Annotated in this window: 22 protein-coding genes and 1 pseudogene; 12 read left to right on the top strand and 11 right to left on the bottom strand. The window is 61.4% G+C overall.

Features of this window, described 5'->3' with window-relative positions; all coding sequences use genetic code 11:
* Positions 1-16: 16 nt before the first annotated feature.
* Positions 17-1051 carry a type IVa pilus ATPase TapT gene (gene tapT, locus G5287_RS09235; RefSeq protein WP_005340354.1) on the bottom strand — a complete coding sequence of 345 codons (1035 nt, stop codon included), beginning with the start codon at positions 1049-1051 and terminating at the stop codon, positions 17-19.
* 39 nt (positions 1052-1090) lie between these two features.
* Between tapT and G5287_RS09230 the strand changes: the two genes are divergently transcribed.
* The 5 genes from G5287_RS09230 (at position 1091) to G5287_RS09210 (ending at position 4086) form a co-directional block, all read left to right on the top strand.
* A complete protein-coding gene (locus G5287_RS09230; protein ID WP_100654584.1) occupies positions 1091-1792 on the top strand; it encodes a YggS family pyridoxal phosphate-dependent enzyme in 702 nt (233 codons plus the stop codon).
* A gap of 141 nt (positions 1793-1933) precedes the next feature.
* On the top strand, positions 1934-2758 hold the full coding sequence (gene proC / locus G5287_RS09225; RefSeq protein ID WP_201990756.1) for a pyrroline-5-carboxylate reductase: 825 nt from the start codon (positions 1934-1936) through the stop codon (positions 2756-2758).
* Positions 2759-2769: 11 nt separating this feature from the next.
* Positions 2770-3321: a YggT family protein gene (locus G5287_RS09220; RefSeq protein ID WP_047436998.1), complete on the top strand. Its 552-nt coding sequence runs from the start codon at positions 2770-2772 to the stop codon at positions 3319-3321.
* Positions 3321-3623: a DUF167 family protein YggU gene (yggU, locus tag G5287_RS09215; RefSeq protein ID WP_005340341.1), complete on the top strand. Its 303-nt coding sequence runs from the start codon at positions 3321-3323 to the stop codon at positions 3621-3623. Before G5287_RS09220 ends, yggU begins: the two co-directional genes overlap by 1 nt.
* 43 nt (positions 3624-3666) lie before the next feature.
* Positions 3667-4086, top strand: a complete 420-nt coding sequence (locus G5287_RS09210; protein WP_005340339.1) for a DUF4426 domain-containing protein — start codon at positions 3667-3669, stop codon at positions 4084-4086.
* Positions 4087-4187: 101 nt separating this feature from the next.
* Here the strand turns inward: G5287_RS09210 and G5287_RS09205 are convergent, their stop codons facing one another.
* The 7 genes from G5287_RS09205 to G5287_RS09175 form a co-directional block, all read right to left on the bottom strand.
* Positions 4188-5384: a NupC/NupG family nucleoside CNT transporter gene (locus G5287_RS09205; protein WP_421231198.1), complete on the bottom strand. Its 1197-nt coding sequence runs from the start codon at positions 5382-5384 to the stop codon at positions 4188-4190.
* A 182-nt stretch (positions 5385-5566) separates the two neighbouring features.
* The gene (locus tag G5287_RS09200; protein ID WP_042053315.1) at positions 5567-6502 is read right to left on the bottom strand and encodes a LysR family transcriptional regulator; all 936 of its coding nucleotides are present in this window, start codon (positions 6500-6502) and stop codon (positions 5567-5569) included.
* An 82-nt stretch (positions 6503-6584) separates the two neighbouring features.
* On the bottom strand, positions 6585-7121 hold the full coding sequence (locus G5287_RS09195; RefSeq protein ID WP_227341895.1) for a glutathione peroxidase: 537 nt from the start codon (positions 7119-7121) through the stop codon (positions 6585-6587).
* Between the two features lie 58 nt (positions 7122-7179).
* Positions 7180-7743, bottom strand: coding sequence for an NnrU family protein (locus G5287_RS09190; protein ID WP_042084306.1), 564 nt, complete (start codon positions 7741-7743; stop codon positions 7180-7182).
* Between the two features lie 232 nt (positions 7744-7975).
* Positions 7976-9109: a glycerate kinase gene (locus G5287_RS09185; protein ID WP_421231197.1), complete on the bottom strand. Its 1134-nt coding sequence runs from the start codon at positions 9107-9109 to the stop codon at positions 7976-7978.
* Positions 9110-9118: 9 nt separating this feature from the next.
* On the bottom strand, positions 9119-10381 hold the full coding sequence (locus tag G5287_RS09180) for a GntP family permease (RefSeq protein ID WP_005340326.1): 1263 nt from the start codon (positions 10379-10381) through the stop codon (positions 9119-9121).
* A 118-nt stretch (positions 10382-10499) separates the two neighbouring features.
* Positions 10500-11615 (bottom strand): sugar diacid recognition domain-containing protein, encoded by a 1116-nt coding sequence (locus G5287_RS09175; RefSeq protein ID WP_127006978.1) that lies wholly within the window; start codon positions 11613-11615, stop codon positions 10500-10502.
* A gap of 209 nt (positions 11616-11824) precedes the next feature.
* Between G5287_RS09175 and G5287_RS09170 the strand changes: the two genes are divergently transcribed.
* Both G5287_RS09170 and G5287_RS09165 read left to right on the top strand, forming a co-directional pair.
* A complete protein-coding gene (locus G5287_RS09170; RefSeq protein WP_031227767.1) occupies positions 11825-12199 on the top strand; it encodes a YacL family protein in 375 nt (124 codons plus the stop codon).
* A 66-nt stretch (positions 12200-12265) separates the two neighbouring features.
* Entirely contained in the window at positions 12266-12562 is a 297-nt protein-coding gene (locus G5287_RS09165; RefSeq protein WP_005348860.1) for a hypothetical protein, read from the top strand.
* Between the two features lie 67 nt (positions 12563-12629).
* On the opposite strand, the gene G5287_RS09160 is transcribed toward G5287_RS09165, so the two are convergent.
* Positions 12630-13367, bottom strand: a complete 738-nt coding sequence (locus tag G5287_RS09160) for a substrate-binding periplasmic protein (protein WP_005357922.1) — start codon at positions 13365-13367, stop codon at positions 12630-12632.
* A gap of 120 nt (positions 13368-13487) precedes the next feature.
* On the opposite strand from G5287_RS09160, the gene G5287_RS09155 reads away from it, so the two are divergent.
* The 3 genes and pseudogenes from G5287_RS09155 (at position 13488) to G5287_RS09145 (ending at position 16614) form a co-directional block, all read left to right on the top strand.
* The gene (locus G5287_RS09155; protein ID WP_421231196.1) at positions 13488-14318 is read left to right on the top strand and encodes a CPBP family intramembrane glutamic endopeptidase; all 831 of its coding nucleotides are present in this window, start codon (positions 13488-13490) and stop codon (positions 14316-14318) included.
* Between the two features lie 198 nt (positions 14319-14516).
* Positions 14517-15832 (top strand): annotated as a pseudogene (locus tag G5287_RS09150) (sphingomyelin phosphodiesterase).
* A complete protein-coding gene (locus G5287_RS09145; protein ID WP_421231195.1) occupies positions 15829-16614 on the top strand; it encodes a hypothetical protein in 786 nt (261 codons plus the stop codon). Before G5287_RS09150 ends, G5287_RS09145 begins: the two are co-directional and overlap by 4 nt.
* Before the next feature lie 2 nt (positions 16615-16616).
* Here G5287_RS09145 and G5287_RS09140 read toward each other — a convergent pair whose 3' ends face one another.
* A complete protein-coding gene (locus G5287_RS09140) occupies positions 16617-17837 on the bottom strand; it encodes a DEAD/DEAH box helicase (protein ID WP_421231194.1) in 1221 nt (406 codons plus the stop codon).
* Positions 17838-17980: 143 nt separating this feature from the next.
* Here G5287_RS09140 and G5287_RS09135 point away from each other — a divergent pair, with 143 nt between their 5' ends.
* Positions 17981-18808 (top strand): ABC transporter substrate-binding protein, encoded by an 828-nt coding sequence (locus G5287_RS09135; protein ID WP_374841704.1) that lies wholly within the window; start codon positions 17981-17983, stop codon positions 18806-18808.
* Positions 18809-18868: 60 nt separating this feature from the next.
* On the opposite strand, the gene tpx is transcribed toward G5287_RS09135, so the two are convergent.
* Entirely contained in the window at positions 18869-19369 is a 501-nt protein-coding gene (tpx, locus tag G5287_RS09130) for a thiol peroxidase (protein ID WP_159142982.1), read from the bottom strand.
* A gap of 184 nt (positions 19370-19553) precedes the next feature.
* Here tpx and G5287_RS09125 point away from each other — a divergent pair, with 184 nt between their 5' ends.
* Entirely contained in the window at positions 19554-21998 is a 2445-nt protein-coding gene (locus G5287_RS09125; protein WP_421231193.1) for a zinc/cadmium/mercury/lead-transporting ATPase, read from the top strand.
* Positions 21999-22043: the final 45 nt, after the last annotated feature.

The raw sequence follows: 22043 nt of genomic DNA, 5'->3' as shown, positions 1-22043 counted from the left end.
CCTGGGTACAAGTCGCTTAAATGCTGTTGGGATCAACGGCCTTGGCCTTGGCATCGAGGGATGCCACCACGCCACGACTCACCAGCTGCTTGAGGCTCTGATCCATGGTCTGCATGCCGTGGGTCATCCCGGTCTGGATCACCGAGTAAAGCTGGGCAATCTTGTCCTCCCGAATGAGGTTACGCACCGCCGGAATGCCCATCATGATCTCGTGCGCTGCCACCCGACCGCCACCAATGCGCTTGAGCAGGGTCTGGGAGATGACCGCCCGCAGGGATTCGGAGAGCATGGAGCGTACCATGTCCTTCTCCGCACCAGGGAAGACGTCGATGATACGGTCGATGGTCTTGGCCGCCGACGAGGTGTGCAGAGTGCCAAACACCAAGTGGCCGGTTTCGGCGGCAGTCATGGCCAGACGAATGGTCTCAAGGTCGCGCATCTCGCCCACCAGAATGATGTCCGGGTCTTCCCGCAGTGCCGAGCGCAGGGCGTTGCTGAAGCTCTTGGTATCACGGTGTACTTCCCGCTGGTTCACCAGGCAGCGCTTGTTCTCGTGGACGAATTCGATGGGGTCCTCGATGGTGAGGATGTGGTGATGGAAGTTCTCGTTGATGTAGTTGACCATGGCCGCCAGGGTGGTCGACTTACCGGAACCGGTCGGGCCGGTCACCAACACCAGACCCCGCGGGAACTCGGCAATCTTGCGGAAGATCTCCGGCGCATCGAGATCTTCGAGGCTCAGCACAGTGCTGGGGATGGTACGAAATACCGCGCCCGAACCGCGCGCCTGCTGGAAGGCGTTGACCCGGAAACGGGCCAGATTGGGCACCTCGAACGAGAAATCGACCTCGAAGTTCTCCTCCAGCTCCTTGCGCTGATGGTCGTTCATGATGTCGTAAATGAGGGCATGCACTTCCCGGTGTTCCAGGGCGGGCAAATTGATCTTGCGAACCTCACCATCAACCCTGATCATCGGGGGAACCCCGGCCGAGAGGTGTAGATCCGAGGCTTTATGCTTTACACTGAAAGCCAATAACTCTGTGATATCCATAGACTTGTCATTCTCCCATCACAAGATCACTAACGAAATATGAACCAGATTGCCCAGCACCTGTTTCAGGTAAAGGAACGTATTGCCCAGGCCGCCGAACGGGCTAGCCGCAACCTGCAGCAGATCCGCCTGCTGGCCGTGAGCAAGACCAAGCCGGTCGAGGCCATCATGGCCGCCCATGCCGCAGGTCAGCGCTGCTTTGGCGAATCCTACGCTCAGGAAGCAGCGGCCAAGATCGATACCTTGCGCCAGCAGCCGGAATATAGCGACATAGAGTGGCACTTTATCGGCCCTTTGCAATCGAACAAATCCAAACTGGTCGCCGAACGGTTCGACTGGGTGCAGAGCGTGGATCGGGACAAGCTGATCGACCGCCTCAACAACCAGCGCCCAACTACAATGGCACCGCTAAATGTTTGTCTGCAAATCAATATTAGCGGAGAGAGCAGCAAATCCGGAACGTCGGAACAAGAGATTTTCCGCCTTGCCGAGCAGGTCTCTCAAAGTGAGCGACTGGTGCTGCGGGGACTGATGGCCATTCCAGAGCACACCAGTGACGAGCGCGTACTGGCCGCCCAAATGACCCGCATGCAGACTCTGTTCACCGAGCTTGCGCGACAATACCCCACGGTGGATACCCTCTCGATGGGCATGACCGAGGATCTTGAACTGGCGATCGCCCACGGCAGCACCATGGTGCGGGTCGGCACCGCCATCTTCGGCGCCCGTGACTACTCATAGGCAAGGCCAGCGGATAACCCATACGTCCGCCTCTTGCCCGACTTCATCAACAGGAGCGTTTGATGGAACACCGAATTCTGGCGTCAGGTGGTGCAGGCAGCGCCAACCCCGCCGCGACCCCATGTGCTACAGGAGCATCTGATGCAGCATAGAACGCTGGCCTTTATAGGCGCGGGCAACATGAGCCGCAGCATCATCGCCGGACTGGTCAAGGCGGGTTATCCCGCCGGGCAGATCACGGCCGCCAACCCCAGTCTGCCCAAGCTGGAGACGCTGGCGAGCGAACATGGCATTCGCATCACCCAGAGTAATGCCGAGGCGGCCCGCGACGCCGAAGTGATCGTGCTGGCAGTCAAGCCGCAGCTGATGGCCGGCATGCTGGCAGCACTGGTTGAAGAGCTGGGCTCCCTTGAAGGCAAGCTGCTCATCTCCATCGCGGCCGGTATCAAGGTGGCGCGCCTTGGCGAGATGGCCGGTGGCCACGACCGCATCATCCGCACCATGCCCAATACCCCTGCCCTGCTGGGTCTGGGCATGACCGGCCTCTACGCCCCCGAGCATATTGGAGCCAGTGATCGCGCGTTTGCCGAGCAGATGATGCAGGCGGTCGGCAAGACCCTCTGGGTGGAGCAGGAGTCTGGCATCAACGGCGTCATCGCCGCGGCGGGCAGTGCTCCGGCCTACTTCTTCCTCTTTATGCAGGCCATCGCCGAAGAGGCCGAAGCGATGGGTTTCTCGCCCGATCAGGCACGCCTGCTGGTGCAGCAGACCGCGCTGGGCGCAGCCGCCATGGTGGAGCAGAACCCTGAGCTGTCGCTGCAAACCCTGCGTGAGCAGGTCACCAGCAAGGGCGGCACCACAGCCGAAGCCATCAAGACATTCCAGCAGCAGGGGCTGATGCCGCTGACTGCGCAAGCCATGCAGGCGGCCGTTGCTCGTGCCACCGAAATGGAAACCCTCTTCTAACAGGAGCCCAGATGAACACTGCTTACTTTCTGATTAACACCGTTTTCGATCTCTACCTGATGGTGATCCTGCTGCGCGTCTGGCTGCAGTGGGCCCGCGCTGACTTCTACAACCCGATGAGCCAGATGGTGGTCAAGCTGACCAATCCGCTGGTGATCCCGCTGCGCCGCGTTATCCCGGGCTTGGGCGGCATCGATCTCGCTTCCGTGGTGCTGGCGCTGGCCATCGCCTTCGCCAAGCTGGCCCTGCTCAAGAGCATGAACGTACTGCTGGCGGACTGGCTCAGCATCAGCCTGTTTGCCGCGCTGACCGTGCTGAAGAAAGCCGGCTCGATGATCTTCTGGGTACTGCTGATCCGCGCCATCCTGAGCTGGGTCAGCCAGGGCCGCAACCCCATCGAATACGTGATGCATCAGCTGACCGAGCCATTCCTCGCCCCTATCCGCCGCGTACTGCCGGCACTGGGCGGGCTGGATCTCTCGGTGCTGGTCGCCTTTATCGGCCTGCAAGCCATCAACTACCTGCTGGGTGACCTGTTTGGCCAGCTGTGGTGGATGATTTGATGCCAGCCGTCCTGCAACAAGGGGATGAACTGGTACTGCATCTGGTGATCCAGCCCAAGGCGAGTCGGGATCAGATCATCGGATTGCATGGCGAAGAGCTGAAAGTGGCCATCACGGCGCCGCCCGTCGATGGCCAAGCCAACAGCCATCTGATCAAGTTTCTGGCCAAGCAGTTCAAGGTGGCCAAGGGACAGATCACCATAGTGCGGGGCGAGCTTGGACGGCACAAAACCGTCGCCATCGACAGTCCCAAACAGTTGCCGCAAGAAGTGAGTGCACTGCTGAATGACACGCAAGGTTGAATGAATCGGCCTGCGCCAACCGTAGATATGAGAGGGATGACAGATGAAAACAGCCTGGATGAGTGGCCTGCTGGCACTGCTGATGACCCTGCCGCTCAAGGCAGAACAGATGAAGGAGCTGGGGCCCTGGCTGGTACACTACAACGCCTTCAACTCCAGCTTCCTCACACCGGAGGTCGCCAAAGCGTATGGACTGGAGCGCAGTCGCTACAACGCCATCATCAATATCGCGGTACAGGACAAGCAGAAAGTGGCGCAAGCCGTGGGGATCACCGGTGAGGCCAAGAACCTGACCGGCACCATCCGCACCCTGAACTTTCAGGAGGTAAAAGAGGGCGATGCCATCTACTATCTGGCGACCCTCCCCTACCGCAACGAAGATACCTATCAGTTCACCCTGAAGATCATGGGCGGTGGGCAGCAACAGAACCTCAGCTTCCAGCAGACCTTCTACGTCGACTGAGCAGCAACAAGAAGCCCCGACCAAGGCCGGGGCTTCATTTTATCCATATGACAAGGGCGCCATCAGGGCGCCCTTGTTACATCTATTCCGTACCGCGACTGTTACAGGGCGAGGAACAGACCGGCCAGACAGGCGCTCATCAGGTTCGCCAGCACGCCGGAGAGAATGGCGCGCATGCCGTAACGGGCGATGAAGGATTTGCGCTCCGGCACCATGGAGCCCAGACCGCCGATCAGGATCGCCATGGAGGAGATGTTGGCAAAGCCGCACAGGGCGAAGGTCACGATGGCCTTGCTCGACTCGCTCAGGGTCTGATCCTGCACCAGGCCGATAAAGGCGACGAACTCGTTGACCACGATCTTGGTACCGATCAGGGCGCCAGCGGCTTGTGCCTGATCCCAGGGCACACCGATCAGCCAGGAGACGGGGGCAAACAGCCAGCCCAGAATGATCTGGAAGCTCAGATCCAGCCCTGCCAGACCGCCAGCCCAGCCGAGCAGGCCATTGAGCATGGCGATCACACCAACGAAGGCCAGCAGGGTCGCACCGACCGCCACCGCAATATTGAGGCCGGACATGGCGCCATCGGCCGCCGCTTCAATCACGTTGGTGGCACTGGGGATCTCAACATCCTGATGGTGATCGACCTCTTCAGCTCCCGGCGGCACCAGGATTTTGGCCATCGCCAGACCGGCAGGGGCCGACATGAAGGCGGCAGCGATCAGGTATTTCAACTCAACCCCGAGGCTGGCATAGCCCACCAGGGTGCCACCGGCGACGGAAGCGAGACCACAGCTCATCACCGCGAAGAACTGGGAATCGGACATCTTGGAGAGGTAGGGTTTGACCACCAGCGGCGCTTCCACCATGCCGACGAAGATGTTGGCGGTCGCGGAGAGGCTCTCGGCACGGCCGGTGCCCAGCAATTTCTGCAAGCCACCACCCAGCAGGGCGATCACCCGCGGCATGATGCCGATGTGGTAGAGGATGGCGATCACCGCGGAGAAGAAGATGATGACCGGCAACACGTTGAAGGCAAAGATGAAGCCCAGCTTGAACTTGGCCAGATCGCCGAACAGGAAGGCGATCCCCTCCTGACCATAACCGATCACGCTGCTTACGCTCTCGCTGACCCCGTTCAGCACGTGCTGACCGGCAGGCAGCCAGAGCACCAGACCGGCAAACATGACTTGCAGACAGAGGGCAAGACCAACTGTTCGCAATGGGATACGACGACGATTATCAGAGCAGATGACGGCAAGCGCCAGGATACTCAGGATGCCGAGCAGGGCAATCATAGGGACTCCATCAGGTGGGGCAAAAGATGGGCGCGGATTCTGCGCCTCTCACCCCGTCACTGCAAGTCCGCTTGGTTACAAGCCTGTTAGAAAAAACGTTTGCACGATATCGGTTGCGCCAACTGGCTGATTTGGTTCGGTTTTAGTATCAGGAGAAATCGAGAGTTTTTATATGGAAACAATCATTCCTCACTGCCGGACAATTTACCCCCGAGCCAGGGGACCAGTCGCTGCTCCCAATAGGGTTCGGGGCCAAATCTGGCCTTGAGGAAATCGATGAAGAGACGGATCTTGGGATCCAGATGTTCGCGCCTGGCATAAACGGCGTGTACCGCCATCTGCTGGTTCGGTCGCCATCCTGGCAACACCGGGATTAGCTTGCCGCTCTGTAACTCCTTGTCCAGCAAGTAGTTGGCGATATAGGCGATGCCGAGCCCGGCCAGTGCCGCATCCCGCACCGCCTCCGCCATATCCACCCGATAGTTGCCCGCCACCTGCACCGTCTGGCGCTCCTTGCCCTGGCGAAACGACCACTGGTGATAGCGCCGCTCCCGACTCTGGTAAGTGATGCAGTTGTGCTGGGCCAGATCCTTGGGATGGAGCGGCGTACCGTGGCTCAGCAGGTAATCCGGCGAAGCCGCCACCACGAAGCCAATGTCGGCCAGCCGCTGTCCCACCAGCCCTTCCGGCTTGTCCTCATAGGTGGTGAGCCAGAGATCCAGCCCCTCATCCACCAGATTGGTTCTGTGGTCGAACAGCGAGACCTCCAGCTCCAGCTCGGGATAGCGATCCTGAAACGCCTTGAGATGAGGAATGACGTGCAGACGACCAAAAGATTGGCCCACCCCGAGATGGAGCACGCCACTCACCTTGCCACGCCGCTCGGCGATCATGGAGTCAGCCTCCTGCGCCACCGCCACCAGCGCATGGCAGTGACGGGCATACTCCTGACCCAGCTCGGTCAGGACGAAGCGGCGGGTGGTGCGCTGCACCAGCTGGGCGCCAAGGGTGGTCTCCAGCAGCGCCAGCTGCTTGCTGATATGGGATTTGGAGACCCCGAGACGACGGGCGGCGGCAGAGATCCCCTGCTCGCGCACCAGCGCATCGAAGATCACCATTTGAGGAAGACGTTGCAGCACAGGATAACCGGATTGAGTGGCGGTAGCCCATTATTCCAGAGCCGCCCGCCAAGGGGTAGGGTCAGAGCCCCAGCGCCCGGGTGATCTGCAGTTTGAGGGGGTCGTCAGCCGGATTCTGGTTGGCGCCGTAGCTGGCGATCAGCTTGCCATCGCGTCCCACCAGATACTTGTGGAAGTTCCAGTTCGGCTCATCCCCATCAGCGGCCGCCGCCAACCCCTTGAACAGTGGCACAGCATCGGAGCCCCGCACCGCTACCCGATTGAACATCGGGAAGGTGACGCCATAGTCGCGGCGGCATACCTCGGCGGTCTTGGTCTCGTTGCCCGCCTCCTGCCAGAAGTCGTTGGAGGGGAAGCCCAGAATAATCAGCCCTTTATCCTTGTAGCTCTGGTAGAGCTTCTCCAGATCTCGGAACTGGCCGCTGTAGCCGCAATAGGAGGCGGTATTGACCACCAGCACTACCTTGTCCTCGGTCAGCTGACAGAGGTTGTGGCGCTGGGCATTGTTGAGCTCCCGCATCTCCACATTGAAATAATCTGGGCACGCCGCAGAGGCCGCACCGGCCCCCAATAACAGCAACAGAGTGAACCATTTCATCGCCAAGACTCCTTTTGTTTTGTCCATCATACGCGGTTACCAGAGCCGCAGTTCACTCTCAATGCAATGGAATGCCGGTCAGCCAGCCGTGGCCCCAGAACACCAGCAGCGCGGTGGCAGCCAGGCCCGCCCCGACGCTGATGCCGGTGCCCGTCCAGTTAGCCGCCGGACGGGGATATCGCTGCCAGTCCCGCACCGAAATCCAGACCATGCTCACCAGCGCCCACAGCCCGATGCCGCCAAACAACACCAGAGAGCGCGCCTCGCTGTTGACCAGCAGATGGGCCACCGCCCAGAGCAGGGTACCGAGCAGTTGGGGATGCACCAGCCAGCGGCGCAGATGGTTGGGCCCCTGGCCGGAGAAGAACAGGATCAGCGCAAAGGGCATCATCACCGTCATGGTCATCGGCCCCCACTCCGGCAGGAAGTAGAGCGGCAGCGAGCTGGCCGACCGCCAACCAGCGATGATGCAGGCTATGGCGACAAACACCAGCAGGGAGAAGAGCCCCTTGTAGCGATTCTCACCCAGCCGTTCTCTCAGTCGTGCCCGATGGGCCACCGCAAAACAGGGATAGAGATGGATCAGGGTAAACAGCGCAACCCCCAGGGTCAGCAGGAACATGAGTCTCTCCTTGTACTTGGTACGACCACTATGCCGTAAAGGGAGATTTGCGCCTATCAAAACCGCGCTTACCCATGGAGTCAAAAGTGTGGCAAGACAAAGGAGCAGAAAGAAAAGAGCCGATCACGATGGATCGGCAAATAAGTGCCAGGGCAGTCAGACATCTCTCGGGATGGGAGATGCCCCAAACGGGGATATTGAGTGGCCGATGGGGCGCATCGGCCGAACCGGATCAGCCCTTGAGCTGATAGAGCGCCGCTACGTTGCGCGCAGTGAGTTGAATATTGGTGCTGGCGCTCTCCAGCGCCTCCGGCAGAGACATGGCGCGGTTGACCACGGCGAATACCGCGTCCAGCCCGTGATCATGTACCACACCGCAATCGTCGGTCAGGCAACCGGAGATACCGATCACCGGCTTGCCGAACTGCTTGGCGCAACGTGCGACACCGATTGGCGTCTTGCCATGGATGGTCTGGCTGTCGATGCGCCCTTCGCCGGTGATAACCAGATCCGCATCGGCCACTTCCTCGGCCAGCTTCAGGGCTTCAATCACGATCTTAATGCCAGGCTTGAGTTCGGCACCAAGAAGACCGACCAGCGCGGCCCCCATGCCACCGGCAGCGCCCGCCCCCGGAATATCCTTCACCTGCTTGCCAAGGGCCTGCTCAATGCAGTCGGCATAACGGGAGAGGTTGGCATCGAGTTGCGCCACCATCTCTGGAGTCGCCCCCTTCTGCGGGCCAAACACCGCAGAGGCGCCTTTCGGGCCGCAGAGCGGGTTGTTCACATCGCACGCCACCTCGATAACCAGCTCGCTCAGACGCGGATCCAGACCGCTCAGATCGATGGTCGCGAGTTCGGCAAGACCTGCGCCACCCAGCTCGATGGCAGAGCCATCCGCTTTGAGCAGCTTGCCGCCGAGCGCCTGGATCATGCCGGCACCGCCGTCATTGGTGGCGCTGCCGCCGATACCGAGGATAAGGTGCTTCCCCCCCATCTCCAGCGCGGCCAGGATCAGCTCGCCGGTGCCGAAGCTGGAGGTGAGCAGCGGATTGCGCTGCTCGGGAGCGACCAGATGGATGCCGGAAGCGGCGGCCATCTCGATGACGGCGCGCTCGCCATCACCCAGCAGGCCGACGAAGCCCTGCACCTTGTTGCCAAGAGGCGCGGTCACTTCGACCGGCAGGATGCGGCCACCGGTGGCATCAACCAGCGATTGCACCGTACCTTCACCGCCATCGGCCATCGGCAATTTGACGTAGGTAGCGTTTGGCAACACCTGTTTGAAACCAGCCTCGATGGCATCAGCCACCGCCATGGCGCTCAGACTCTCCTTGAATGAATCGGGGGCAATAACAATTTTCATATCAATTCCTTAGGCGAGGCCAAACACGCCAAACATCAGGGTGGAGACAGTGGCAATGGTCAGACCGACTGCAGTTTCGTAAGGGATAAGTTTCAGGCGCTCACCTACCCCCATGTGGACGCTGCCACCGGTGGCATGGAAAAAAGAGCCGTGGGGCATGTGGTCAAACACGGTGGCACCGGCATGGATCATCGCCGCCCCGGCCAGACTGCTGATCCCCAGTTCAATCAGGGTGGAGCTGAATACGTTGGAGGCCACCACGGTACCGGCGGTGGTCGAGGCGGTTGCCAGCGACATCAGGGCACCGGAGATGGGCGCCAGCAGGTAGGAGGGCAGACCGGAGGCGGTCAGGCCGCTGATCAGCACATCTTTCAGGCCGGAGTTGGCGATGATGCCTGCCAGGGTACCGGTACCCAGCAGCATGATGGCGACCGGCGCCATGCGGGCGAGGCCGGAGACAGCAAACTGGTTCACCTTGCTGAATTTACCCATCATCAGGGCACCGACCAGACCACCGAGGGGCAGTGCAATCAGCGGATCCACCACAATACCGGCGACCGGCCGCAGAGCCAGCAGCAGGATGGCGACCAGCGGTGCGCTGATGGCGGCGGCAAAGCCCGGCAACTTGGCACCGGCAAAGCTCACCACTTCATCAGCAGCAACCTTGCTGCCCTTGTTGTTCAGCCGCTTGGCCAGCCAGTAGGCCATCACCAGACCGAACAGGCCCGGAATGATGCCCGCCGCCATCACAGAGGTCAGGGGTAAATGGAAGGCATCAGCCGCGGCAATGGCGTTGGGGTTGGGGGACATGACGTTACCCGCCTTGCCGCCGCCGATCATCGCCAGCAGGATGGCCGCCTTGGAGAGGTCGGCACGGCGGGCAATGGCCAGCGCGATGGGGGCGACCGTGATAACGGCCACGTCAACGAACACGCCGACCGCAGTCAGGATCAGGGTTGCCAGCGCCAGCGCCAGCAGGGCGCGGGTTTCACCGAGTTTCTTGACGATGGTCTCGGCGATAGTGGTGGCGGCACCCGATTCGATCAGTACGCCTGCCAGCACACCGGCAGCCAGGATCCGCATCACAGCAGTGGTGATCCCCTGGGCACCGCCGATCATCAGGGCGACGGTCTGGGTCAGATCGGCACCGCCAATCAGGCCACCGGCCAGGGCACCCACGATCATGCCGTAAGCGGGCGGCACCTTCTTCAAAATGAGGATGATGGCGATGGAGAGCGCCGCGATGGCGCCAAGGGCTGTAACCGGGATCATGACGGACACCTTCAATGGGAGTGAATGGCCGCCATTATGGAGATCTGCAATCAGAATGCTTTGGCTGAATAGCCAAAAATCACGTCATGTAAAAGTGGTTTTCTGTCTAAAATTACAATCACAAGTCGAGATTAAGGCCGAGATAGAGCAAAAATTTGTCGTCTAACTTGTTGAAATTCAACCCGGTTATCTGCTCTATTCGCCCCAGCCGGTAGCGCAAGGTATTGGGGTGAATGAACAGTGCTTCGGCACAGCGATGCAGATCACAATCCTGCAAGAAATAGTGGCGCAGGGTCTTCTGCAGCGCCCCCTTGCCATCTTCCCGGGCTAGTTTCTGCAGCGGTGTGCGCAGCTGATCCGCCTGCCAGGAGTCCGCCAGACTGCCCAGCAGCACTGGCAAACGGTAGTCCTCAAAGAAGTAGACCTGTTTGCGCGGCGCCTGCCGCATGCCACGGCGCAGGGTATCTCGCGCCGTCTGGTAAGAGCGCGCCAGCCCGTCGATCCCGGCGAAGTAATCGCCCACCGCGATATGCACCTTGAAGTGAGGAATACGCGCCAGCAACTGCTTGATCCGGCTGCGCTCCTGCGCCGATTGCCAGACGCCATCACTCAATTGTGCCGGTTTGAGCACCACTATCTCGTCGAGCCCGTTGATGGCGACCAGATTGTCCCGCTCCGGATTTTCCAGCTGATGAACCAGCTCTCGCAGACGCGCCGGATCGGCCTCCTCCAGCGCAAGCACGGCCACCACCCTGGGCTGGGCCAAGTCCAGCCCGAGAAAACGGGCCGCCTGCTGCAATTGATCGACTCGCCCCTCACCACGAATGAGCTGCAACACCAACTCCTCCTTGTGGCGCTTGTCCCACTGCAACTGCTCGGTAAGCGCCGCCTGCTCCAGGATCAGCTCGGCGGTCATCCGCACCAGTTCGGCGTAAGCGCGCACTTCCTCCGGATCGCCGGAGATGCCGATCACCCCGATCAGCTCCCCCTGATAGGAGATGGGCAAATTGATGCCGGGTCGCACCCCTTTGAGCTGCAAGGCTGTCGCTTCGCTGATCTCCACCACCCGGTTTTCTGTCAATGCCAGCACGGCCCCTTCGTGACGCTGATGGATCCGCTCCGGATTGCCGGACGCAATGATGAGGCCGTGTTCGTCCATCACGTTGACCGAAAAGGAGAGGATCTTCATCGCCCGCGCGACGATCTGGCGGGCAAGGTTATCGTTTAGCTGCATAACATCTCCGGACAAGGGGCTGATCTGGCTACGTCACCACGAGGCGATTCAGGGCACATGGGCGCAAAGATGCCACATCATCAAGACAAGCGAGAGGGGGATCGCTAGAATAGGCCACTTTACCCGATGTGTGCCCCGCCATGGAGCAGGAATTGCGTGCTTGCACCCGCCTGCCCGTGCTGGCCCATCCCTCCGATCTGGACTGTGCTATGGATTATGAATTTCGCCGCGACCCGTTTGGTGGCTATCGCGCCCGGTTCTCCATGGGCCATGAAGCCATCGGTCAGTGGCTGATCGACGAGGTTGGCAAGGATGAGGAGAAGCTCGACGAGCTCTTCTCCATCATTGATCAGCTCTCCAACCGCACCCGAGTCGAATACCGGCTCAACGGCGGTGACTACTCCCTGCTGCTGACCCATGAAGAGGCGGAGGTGAAAGCCAACGCCCTCAATATCGAGCTGGGTGAGGATCTTGACGATCTCGCCTACTACGATGATGAACAGCTGGCCATGTGCGGGCTGGAAGATTTTGCCCAGGTGCTCGGCTCCTGGCGCGCCTTTATCCGTAACGAGGATATGGGCTGATTGACCCAATGTCGGATTACTATGTCGGGCAAACGTGCCCTTTTGCCTAACTCAACAGGATTGACTATGTCTATTTACGATTTTGATGACGAACTGCCGGAAGACGAAGAACAGGAATCCACCAAGAAAGCGGCTGCACCTGCCAAGAAGAAAGGCAAGCAGGTGATGAACACTCAGGTCAACCTGAGCCCGCGCGATGCCAGCCGTCTGAACGGCATGCACGTTGAAGCGATCGCCACGCTGGACGACGTCAGCCTGCCGAAGAACGTCATCTTCAAGGCTGGCCTGATCGCCCTGGGCGAACTGGAAGCCGGCAAGCGCGCCGATATCATCGCCCGCGTGATCGCAGAATCAGGCCGCTAATCGCCCCTGAAGGCATAAAGAAAGCCGGAGCCACTGCTCCGGCTTTTTGTTTTCCGCCTAGGTACTCTCAACGGCAATCGATCCCCTTTCCGGCTCGGGAGACCAGTTGGTCATAGCGACCATCGGCACGGGCGGCAGCCAGCGCATGATTGAAGCGCTCAAGCAGGTTCGCGGCCTCCGGGTACTGCCGTGAAATGATCAGGTAAAAGGTGTCGCTCTGACGAAAGTGGGGCAATGCCTGCAGATGGCAGGGGTCGCCAAACAGCTGACGGCTGGCATCCCGGGTCACCGTCTCGTTCATCGGCAGCAGATCGATCCGTTTGCGATCCAGCAATTGCAGACACTGTGCCAGGGTCTTGGGGCGCTGCAGATCCAGCCCGAAACGCTTGATCACCCCGTCGGCATGGCTGGTACTCCACCCCAGCGGAATACAGACACGCAACCCTTGCCAGCGGCCAGCCTGAATAGCCTCGCTCCCCCGATAGGTAAACCAGGAGAGGCGATCTATGTGAATGGGAGCACTGTAGTGGAAGAGCTTGGCCCGCTCGGCAGTCCAGGCGTAGGGGAAGGTGGCCGCGACCAACCCATTGCGGGTCAACTGATAGCCGCGGGGCCAGGGCAGGTAGTCGACCTGGAGCTCTCGATACCCGGCCTCTTGCAGCAGGGTCGTCACCAGCCGGGTGCTCTCGCCGCCTTCAGGCAGGGCCTTGCCGGTATAGGGGGTGAACTCACCGGTCACCAGCAGCAAGGGTGCGGCCTGCAGCCAGACACACCAACAACACAACAACCACAGACAGTGCTTCATCAGCTGCTCTCCCTTTACCCTGTTGATGAGTATAGAGAAGGGATCCGACCACCTCCTGCGCGGTTGTCCTGCTGACGTCCACTTGTTAAGGTTGCCGCCTGCCTCGATCAAGGAGATCCAATGTTACCCCTCCCCGACTCATTTATCTGGGGCGCGCTGGCGCTGGCCGTGCTGCTTGCCCTCTTCCGCCAACGTCTTCCCGCCTTTGCCCTGCTGGGACTCTCCCTGCTGCTGGCACTGTGGCTTGACAGAATGACGCTACCCGCCCTGCTGGTCTCGGTCGCAGGATTACTGCTTGCGTGGCGTACGCCAACCCTCCCCGCCCGCTGGGCGATGGCGGCCAGAGTGGTGCTGATCCTCTGGGCGATTGCGCTGACCCTGCACCTGATCCCCGGTTTCAACAATCTCAAGGTGCTGGATCAGGCGCTGGCAGGCCCCGCCAGCGTGCCGTTCAACATGTATCTGAACCTCGACAAACCGCTGCTGCTCTTTGGCTTGCTGCTGGCCTGCCCAATACTGCTGGGCAAGGGGGGCGCCATCCGCTGGCGCCCGCTGGCCCTGTTACTGCTGCCGCTGGGAGCTCTGTTGGTCATCGCCTGGCAGTTGGGGGCACTGAAACCGGAAGTGGGTCTGCCCCACTGGTGGTGGCTGTTTGCACTCAACAATCTACTGTTCACCTGCGTGGCGGAAGAGGCGCTGTTTCGCGGCGCAATCCAGCAGGAGCTGACCGAGCGTTACCGCCCCTGGATTGGCATCGTCGTGGCCGCGCTACTGTTCGGAGCCATCCACCTGCCCGGTGGCCCACTGCTGGCGCTGTTTGCGACCCTGGCAGGCTGCTGCTACGGCTTGGCATTCCAGCTCAGCGGGCGACTCTCCGTAGCCATCCTGATCCACTTCGCCTTCAACTTCGCCCATCTGGCGCTCTTCACCTACCCGCTGGCCCACCGCTAACTCCTGAAGGCGCCTGACACGGGCGCCTTCCCTCGCTCTTCCCTCTCTCTTTAAGCGTGCTGCCTCTCTCGCTTTACACCTCAACAAAGCTCCAAACAAAACCAATTCATTTGCTTGTAACCAAAATGTAAACAAACTGACCTCTGCATTCGCCATAACAGTCACTTTCCCTTGCCCTGCAACCAAAAGGATCCTGTGATGCAGAAAACCCTCAGTTATGCCGCCCTGCTGCTGGTCAGCCAGTTCCCGCGACTGGCACTGGCCGATACCGATGTCTATCTCACCAACAACAGTCCTGAACCGCTCCAGATCGACATCCGCCAAAGCGGCAGCGGCCAGCTGCAACCCGGCAGTCAGTGGAGCCAGCACCGTACCGAGCTGGGCCCGTGGGAGAGCGCCATGGTACTCAGCTTCAATCGCTATGAGGGGGTCAAGGCGGGCAAGAGTTATCTGTTCGAAACCCGCGTGACCACAGCGGGTGGCGACGTCTATCGGCTCAACCAGCTGATGGAGGGAACCTGGTGGAACACCACCTTGCAGCACGGTGGCGAAACGCCAACCGGCGCATCCGGCTGGCAAAACGCTCGGGCGATCCACCGCGTTGCCGGGCCACAGGAGCTGGCCTTTGCCGCCAAATTCACCGGCCGCTACGACGATCTGCACTATATGATCACGCCCCCCCAAAAACGGGAGCAACCGGAACCGGCAGAAAACAGGCTCAAGGTGGCCAGCTACAACGTCTGGGCGCTGCCTGTGATCGCCTCCAGCATCGGCGAACGATTGACCTTGCTGCCTGATTATCTCAAGGGCTATGACGCCCTACTGCTGCAAGAGGTATTCGATGGCCGCCGCGAGGGCTTTTTGCAGGCGCTGGCGAAAGAGTACCCCTACCAGACCAAAGTACTCGACAAGCCCGGGGTCAACATTCATGACGGCGGCGTGGTGATCGTCAGCCGCTATCCCATCGTGCGGGAGGCCCAGCTGGTCTATCCCCAATGCACCGGTACCGACTGCTTCGCCGACAAGGGGGTGATGTACGCCGAGGTGATCAAGGGGGGCAAGGCGTGGCACCTGTTCGCCACCCACACGCCAGCTTCGACACCGACGAGGCGCGCAAGCTGCGCCAGATCCAGTTCGGCCAGATCCGCTCTCTGGCAGCCAGCCTCAAGATCCCTGCCACAGACACCGTCATCTACGGCGGCGACTTCAACGTCAACAAACGCAAGTTTGCCGATGACTACGCCAACATGCTGGCCAATCTGAACGCCCATGAACCCGCCTATGGCGGCTATACCGAAGCCACCTTCGATCCCAGGATCAACCCCTATGCCGGTGGCCCGCTCTCCGGTGGCGCCAACGTCGAGTATCTGGACTATCTGGTAGTAAGCCGGGAATACGGCAGCGCCAGCCACAACCTCAACACGGTCTGGATCCCGCGCAGCAGCGATGGCAGCCTCTGGCCCGCCAGCAACCTCTCAGACCACTTCCCGGTCAAAGGAGAGATCAGCCGATGACTCGCAGTTACGGGATACTGGCGCTGGCTATCCTGACCCTTTTGCTGGTGAATCTGGGCTGGCAGGAAGAGCCGTCTCCGATATCGCCAGGACGGTCGGCGACGCCCTCTCTGGCCAATCCACAGTTGCCAGCAGAACCGGGGAGCCCGCCTCCCCACATGCCAAACGCTGAGGGGATGGATGGCAAAAGCAAAGAAGTGCCCAGCAGCTGGCAGGCGATGCCGGATGAACTGATCAACCAGCTTGCCAGCGAGATCAGCGACAGCGAGTTGCCACTGGCGCAGCGTGTGAGCAATCTGGAAGCAACAGAGGCCGGGTGGCTGAGCGAGGGTGAGAGCCTGATCCGGCTACAGGGGCGCTATGCCCTGGCGCTGGATCAGTTGGCGCAAGAGAGCGAGCAGTTACCGCTGGCCGAGCGGCTGGACGCCCTCAGCCGCTTGCAGGACCGGTGGGCGGCGGATCATCCGGATCTGGCAGGCGAGCTGTTCAACCCGGAGACCCGCCTGCAGCAAGCCCGTCAGCTGTGGGGAGATGAGGAGCTGGCCACCCTGGCCCATCACTTCCTGCCCGCAGAGAAAGTCGAAGCCACGCTGGCGTTTGCCGAGGCGCGCCAGCAGCAGCTCGATCAACGCAGCCGCTACCAGCGAGAGCTGGCCGAGCTCGAGCAGCAACTGGCGGCCAGCCAACAACAGATGGATCCTGCGCTGTGGCAACAACACAAGGAGGAGGTGTTGAGCCAGTGGCGTCGTGACTTCTTCGCGCGGGAGCAAGGCAAACCCTGAGGTCAGCGCTTGCCCTTGAACTGCTTGACGCTGCGTTTGGCCTGAGTACGGCGATTGGCCTGCTTGTCACGAGGGGGGCGCTTGCCCTCCCCGCTGGCAGGCTGGTCGGTAACCGGGAATCCAGCCAGATCGCCCAACGGCAGCTCGCGGCCGGTCAGGGTGCGAATGGCTTGCAGCATGTCACTCTCGCCATGGCAGACCAGCGAAATGGCCAACCCCTCGCGGCCAGCCCGGGCGGTACGACCGATGCGGTGTACGTAAACAGGGGCGCTGGCGGGCAAGTCCAGATTGATCACCACCGGCAGCGCCTCCACATGGATGCCGCGCGCCATCAGGTCGGTGGCCACCAGCACCCGAATTTTGCCCTCTTTGAAATCGCCGAGCGCCTGCTCGCGCACCGCCTGCTCCTTCTCGCCATGAAGGGCGGCCACCGCAATGCCCGCCTTGGCCAGCTTTCTGGCAACCCCGTCGGCATCATCCCGCGCACTGATAAAGACCAGCACCTGCGGCCACGCCTGCTCCTTGAGCAGGCTGATGAGCGCCGGGACCTTGCTGCTCTTGTTGACCAGATAGAGTCGCTCTTCGATCTCGTTCACCACGCTGTTGAGGGGGTTGGCCTCGATACGGGTAGGCTCGCGCAGCAGGCCGTTGGCCAGCGCCTCCAGCTCGGCAGGCAAGGTGGCGGAGAAGAGCAGGGTCTGGCGATCCGCCGGAATAAAGCCGAGCAGCGCCTTGATGTCGGGAGCAAAGCCCATCTCCAGCAGGCGATCCGCCTCATCCAGCACCAAGAGTTGCAAACCATCCAGCCCCAGCACCTGTTGGGTCAGCAGATCCCGCAGCCGCCCCGGCGTCGCCACCAGCAGCTGTGGCCCCTGCGCCAGTTCGGCCTGTTGCCGCTCCTGCGCAACGCCCCCACACAACGTCACGATACGCAGCCCCAGCGCCTCGGCGCCCTCTTCAAGCGCGGCAGTGACCTGAGTCGCCAGCTCGCGGGTTGGCACCAGCACCAGACCCTGCACCTGCCTGGAGGCAGGATCCAGCCGTTGCAGCAGCGGCAAGCCAAACGCCAGCGTCTTGCCGCTGCCGGTCTGGGCCAGCGCCAGCAGATCCTGCCCCGCCAGCGCCGCCGGAATGGCCAGCTGCTGGATGCGGGTCGGCGTCTGCAAGGTGGCGGGCAAAGAGGCAAGCAGAGCGGGATGGAGGGCAAGTTCGCTAAAGGTCATGGCGCTACGTCAACAAAGAAGTGGGAGGCGAAGTCTAGTGAGCGGGGGCCGAGAAGTAAAACCCTATCCATGTTGGCCTGGCCGAGGGGGCTGGCGACCGGATGACTACACTTTAGCTGACCCATCACCAAGAGAGACCCGCCATGACCAGACACATCCCCCTTCTGCTGCTCGTGGTCACCCTGCTCGGCAGCGCCACCCTCGGCCTGTCGCAGACTCCGGAGAACGACGCCACCCCCGAGCCGCCGAAGCCGGTGCGCATCCTCAATGCCCACCTTGGCGAGCTGCCTGGGCTGATCAATGCCGACAAGACAGGCCCCTTTGTCGACCTGGTGCACGCCATCGATGATCTCTACCCCGATGTGACCATCAAGATCACTATCTACCCCATCGCCCGTGCCATGGCTGGGGTGATCTCCGGCAAGGCTGACCTGGGGCTGCCCGCCATCCGCAACCTCAAGGATATCGATATGCTGGCTTATCGCTTCAGCACCCGCAGTTTTGGCAAAGTTGCCCATGTGATTTACAGCAATACCGCCTATCCGGTCACCACGGATATGGCCTATGGCATAGTGCCCACCAAACGGGATCTGCTAATCGAGGCGGTTCCCGACTATATGCCCTTCCCGGTGCAGCGCTCGATGAGTATCGAGCAGTCACTGCGCAAGCTCTCACGCGGCCGTATCGACGCCTTTGTCTGGGCGCAAGAGGAGGCTGACCTGATGCTCAAGCAGCTGGGGCTGACCAATATCAGGCGAGAATTTTTCGGGGATTTCGAGGATGTCTTCATCATCCAGAAAGGGACCGCTGGTGATGAGATGGACGAATTTCTCCGCCAAGCCATTGATCAGCTGGCCGCCACCGGCAAACTGGCCGAGATCTACGAGAAGATCCACCGCCCCTATGTGGAGTGGCAACCCTCCCCACCCGCCAAGGCTGAACCGGCGACCACCCCGCCCGCTACGCCCTGAACGGACAATTCCCGCATAAAAAAATCCCGCCTAAGCGGGATTTTTTTATGGCTTGCAGCCTTACAGCACGGCCAGAGCCGCGGCGTAGTTCGGCTCGTCGGCCACTTCGGCGACCAGCTCGCTGTGCAGTACCTTGTTATCACCATCCAGTACCACGATGGCGCGAGCGGTCAGCCCTACCAGCGGGCCGGAAGAGAAAGCAACACCGTAATCTTCCATGAAGGCCGCACCGCGCAGGGTGGAAAGGGTCACTACCTTGTCCAGACCTTCGGCGCCACAGAAGCGGGACTGGGCGAACGGCAGATCGGCGGAGATGCACAGCACAACTGTGTTATCCAGCGCGCTGGCCTGCTCGTTGAACTTGCGCACAGAGGTCGCGCAGGTCGGGGTATCGACGCTCGGGAAGATGTTCAGGATTTTGCGCTGACCGGCAAAGCTTGCCAGGGTCACGTCGGAGAGATCCTTGGCCACCAGGGAGAAGGGCTTGGCTTGCTCACCGGAGACCGGGAAGTGACCAGCGACGGAAACCGGGTTGCCTTGCAGAGTGACTGAGTTGCTCATGTGTTATGTCCTTTATTGGTGTAGTAAAAATCCGGGTGATCAGTATAGGGGCGGCGGGACCAGACAAACACCCGCGAAGACAAGGGATATAAAGGGGTTGACCTTGGACTTAACACCAAGGTTTAGACTCCTTCTCGGTAATCAGGGATCTCGCAGGGGCGGGATCCATCAAGAGGGACTCATCATGAGCAAATCCTGCTGCAATCATCAGCAAGCCGCCCCCATCAAGGCCGTCAGCAAGGCGGCCCCCGGCCAGAGTGAGCATCACCACGATAGCCACTGCTGCGACAACACCACGCCCGTCAGTTGCTCGACGCCTCATGAGCACGCATCCCGTGACGGCAATGAATCCCCCGGGGATGAAGAGCCTCCCCGAGGAAGCTGCCACAATCAAGCGTGCTGCAGCGCCCCCTTATCGCCAGCTCACGATCATAAGCATGAGCATGGGCATGGGCACGATATGCCCCCTGCCGACCCTCTGATTGCGCCTGCGCAAGGTAACAGTCGCCACAGCTGGCAGGTGTTGGGGATGGATTGCCCCAGCTGCGCCCGCAAGATCGAGACAGCCGTCAGCCGGGTGAGCGGCGTGCAGCAGGCGCGCGTGCTGTTTGCCACCGAGAAGCTGGTGGTGGATCTGGCCCCCGGCCTCTCCCCCGATCCCGTCACCGCCGCCGTGCTGGCCGCAGGTTTCCAGCTCAAGGGGGAAAGTGCTGACAAGCAGGCAGCTGGCCGTAAGCAAGCTTCACAACAGCCCCTGCAAGGAAATCTATTCGGTAACTTGTTGGGCAAATATTGGCAACCCCTGTCACTGGCGGGTCTGATGCTGGTTGCCGCCCTGCTGCCGAAAGAGCTCGGTCAGCCACTCTTTACCCTGGCGACCCTCTGGGGTCTGTGGCCCATCTCCCGCAAGGCGTGGGCGCTGACCAAAAGCGGCTCCCCCTTCGCCATCGAGACCCTGATGACGGTCGCCGCCGTGGGGGCCCTGTTCCTCGGCGAAACCGCCGAAGCGGCCATGGTGCTGCTGCTCTTTATGCTGGGTGAACATCTGGAGGCCTACGCCGCCGGGCGCGCCCGGGCCGGAGTGACCGCGCTGATGGCGCTGGTGCCTGACAAGGCGCTGCGCATCCGTACCACTGCCGAGGGCGAGGTGCGGGAAGAGGTCGCTGCCGATGAGCTGCGTCCCGGCGACATTATCGAAATCGCTCCGGGTGCCCGCTTGCCTGCCGATGCTCGTCTGCTCGACGCCCTCGGCGCGTTTGACGAGAGTGCCCTGACCGGTGAATCCATTCCGGTGGAACGCCGTCAGGGTGACAAGGTGCCGGCCGGCAGTCTGGCTGCCGATCGAGTGCTGCGCCTTGAAGTCGTCTCCGAGCCCGGCAACAACGCCATCGACCGCATCCTGCACCTTATCGAGGAAGCGGAGAGCCAGCGCGCGCCCATCGAGCGCTTTATCGACCGCTTCAGCCGCTGGTATACCCCGGCCATGATGCTGGTCGCCCTGCTGGTGGTGCTGGTGCCACCCCTTGCCTTCGGCCAGAGCTGGGACGAGTGGATCTATCGCGGGCTGGCGCTGCTGCTGATCGGCTGCCCCTGCGCGCTGGTCATCTCCACCCCGGCAGCGGTTACCTCGGCGCTGGCCGCCGCCACCCGTCAGGGGGCCCTGATCAAGGGGGGTGCTGCGCTGGAGCGACTGGCCCATATCGACACCGTCGCCTTTGACAAGACTGGCACCCTGACGCTGGGCAAGCCGCAGCTGACCGAGCTGGTCAGCCTCAATGGCCAGCCGGAAACCGAACTGCTGGCGCTGGCGGCTGCCATCGAGCAGGGCTCCCACCACCCGCTGGCCCGCGCCGTGGTCGCCAACGCGACCAAACAGGGACTCTCGCTGGCGGAGGCCCGCGACCTGCGCGCTCTGCCGGGCATGGGGGTTGAGGGACGCATCAACGGTGAACTGTGGCAACTGCTGGCACCGAGCCGGGTGGCAGCCCTGAATATGGAACAGCAAACCCGGATTGCTTCGCTGGAGCAGCAGGGCAAGACCGTTGTGGTGCTCTGCCAGAGCAGCGATGCTCAGGCGTTGCCGGTTGCCCTGCTGGCGCTGCGGGATCAGATCCGGCCCGAAGCGGCGGCCGCACTACAAGAACTCCATCAGCTCGGGCTCAACAGCATTATGTTGACCGGTGACAACCCCAACGCCGCCGAGGCGATCGCCGCCGAGCTGGGCATGGGCTGGCGCGCCGGCCTGTTGCCGGAGGGAAAGGTCGATGAGATTGCCAAACTCGCCAGCTCGCAGAAAGTCGCGATGATCGGTGATGGCATCAACGATTCCCCTGCCATGAAGCGGGCCAGTATCGGCATCGCCATGGGCGGCGGCACCGATGTGGCGCTGGAGACCGCCGATGCGGCGCTGACCCACAACCAGCTCGGCGGTATTGCCACGATGATCCGGCTGTCGCGGGCGGCACTGGCCAATATTCACCAGAATATCGCGCTGGCACTGGGACTGAAGGCCATCTTTCTGGTCACCAGCCTGCTCGGCATCACCGGCCTGTGGATTGCGGTGCTGGCCGATACCGGCGCCACCGCGCTGGTGACCGCCAACGCCTTGCGGCTGCTGCGCAAGCGTTAAGCCAGCCAAAAGCCGTCCCCCAACCGGGACGGCTTTTCATTTTCC

It is taken from the genome of Aeromonas sp. 603079, assembly GCF_049172135.1.
In the GTDB taxonomy this organism is placed as follows: Bacteria; Pseudomonadota; Gammaproteobacteria; order Enterobacterales; family Aeromonadaceae; genus Aeromonas; species Aeromonas veronii.
This window is presented reverse-complemented; position numbering and strand designations above follow the sequence as displayed.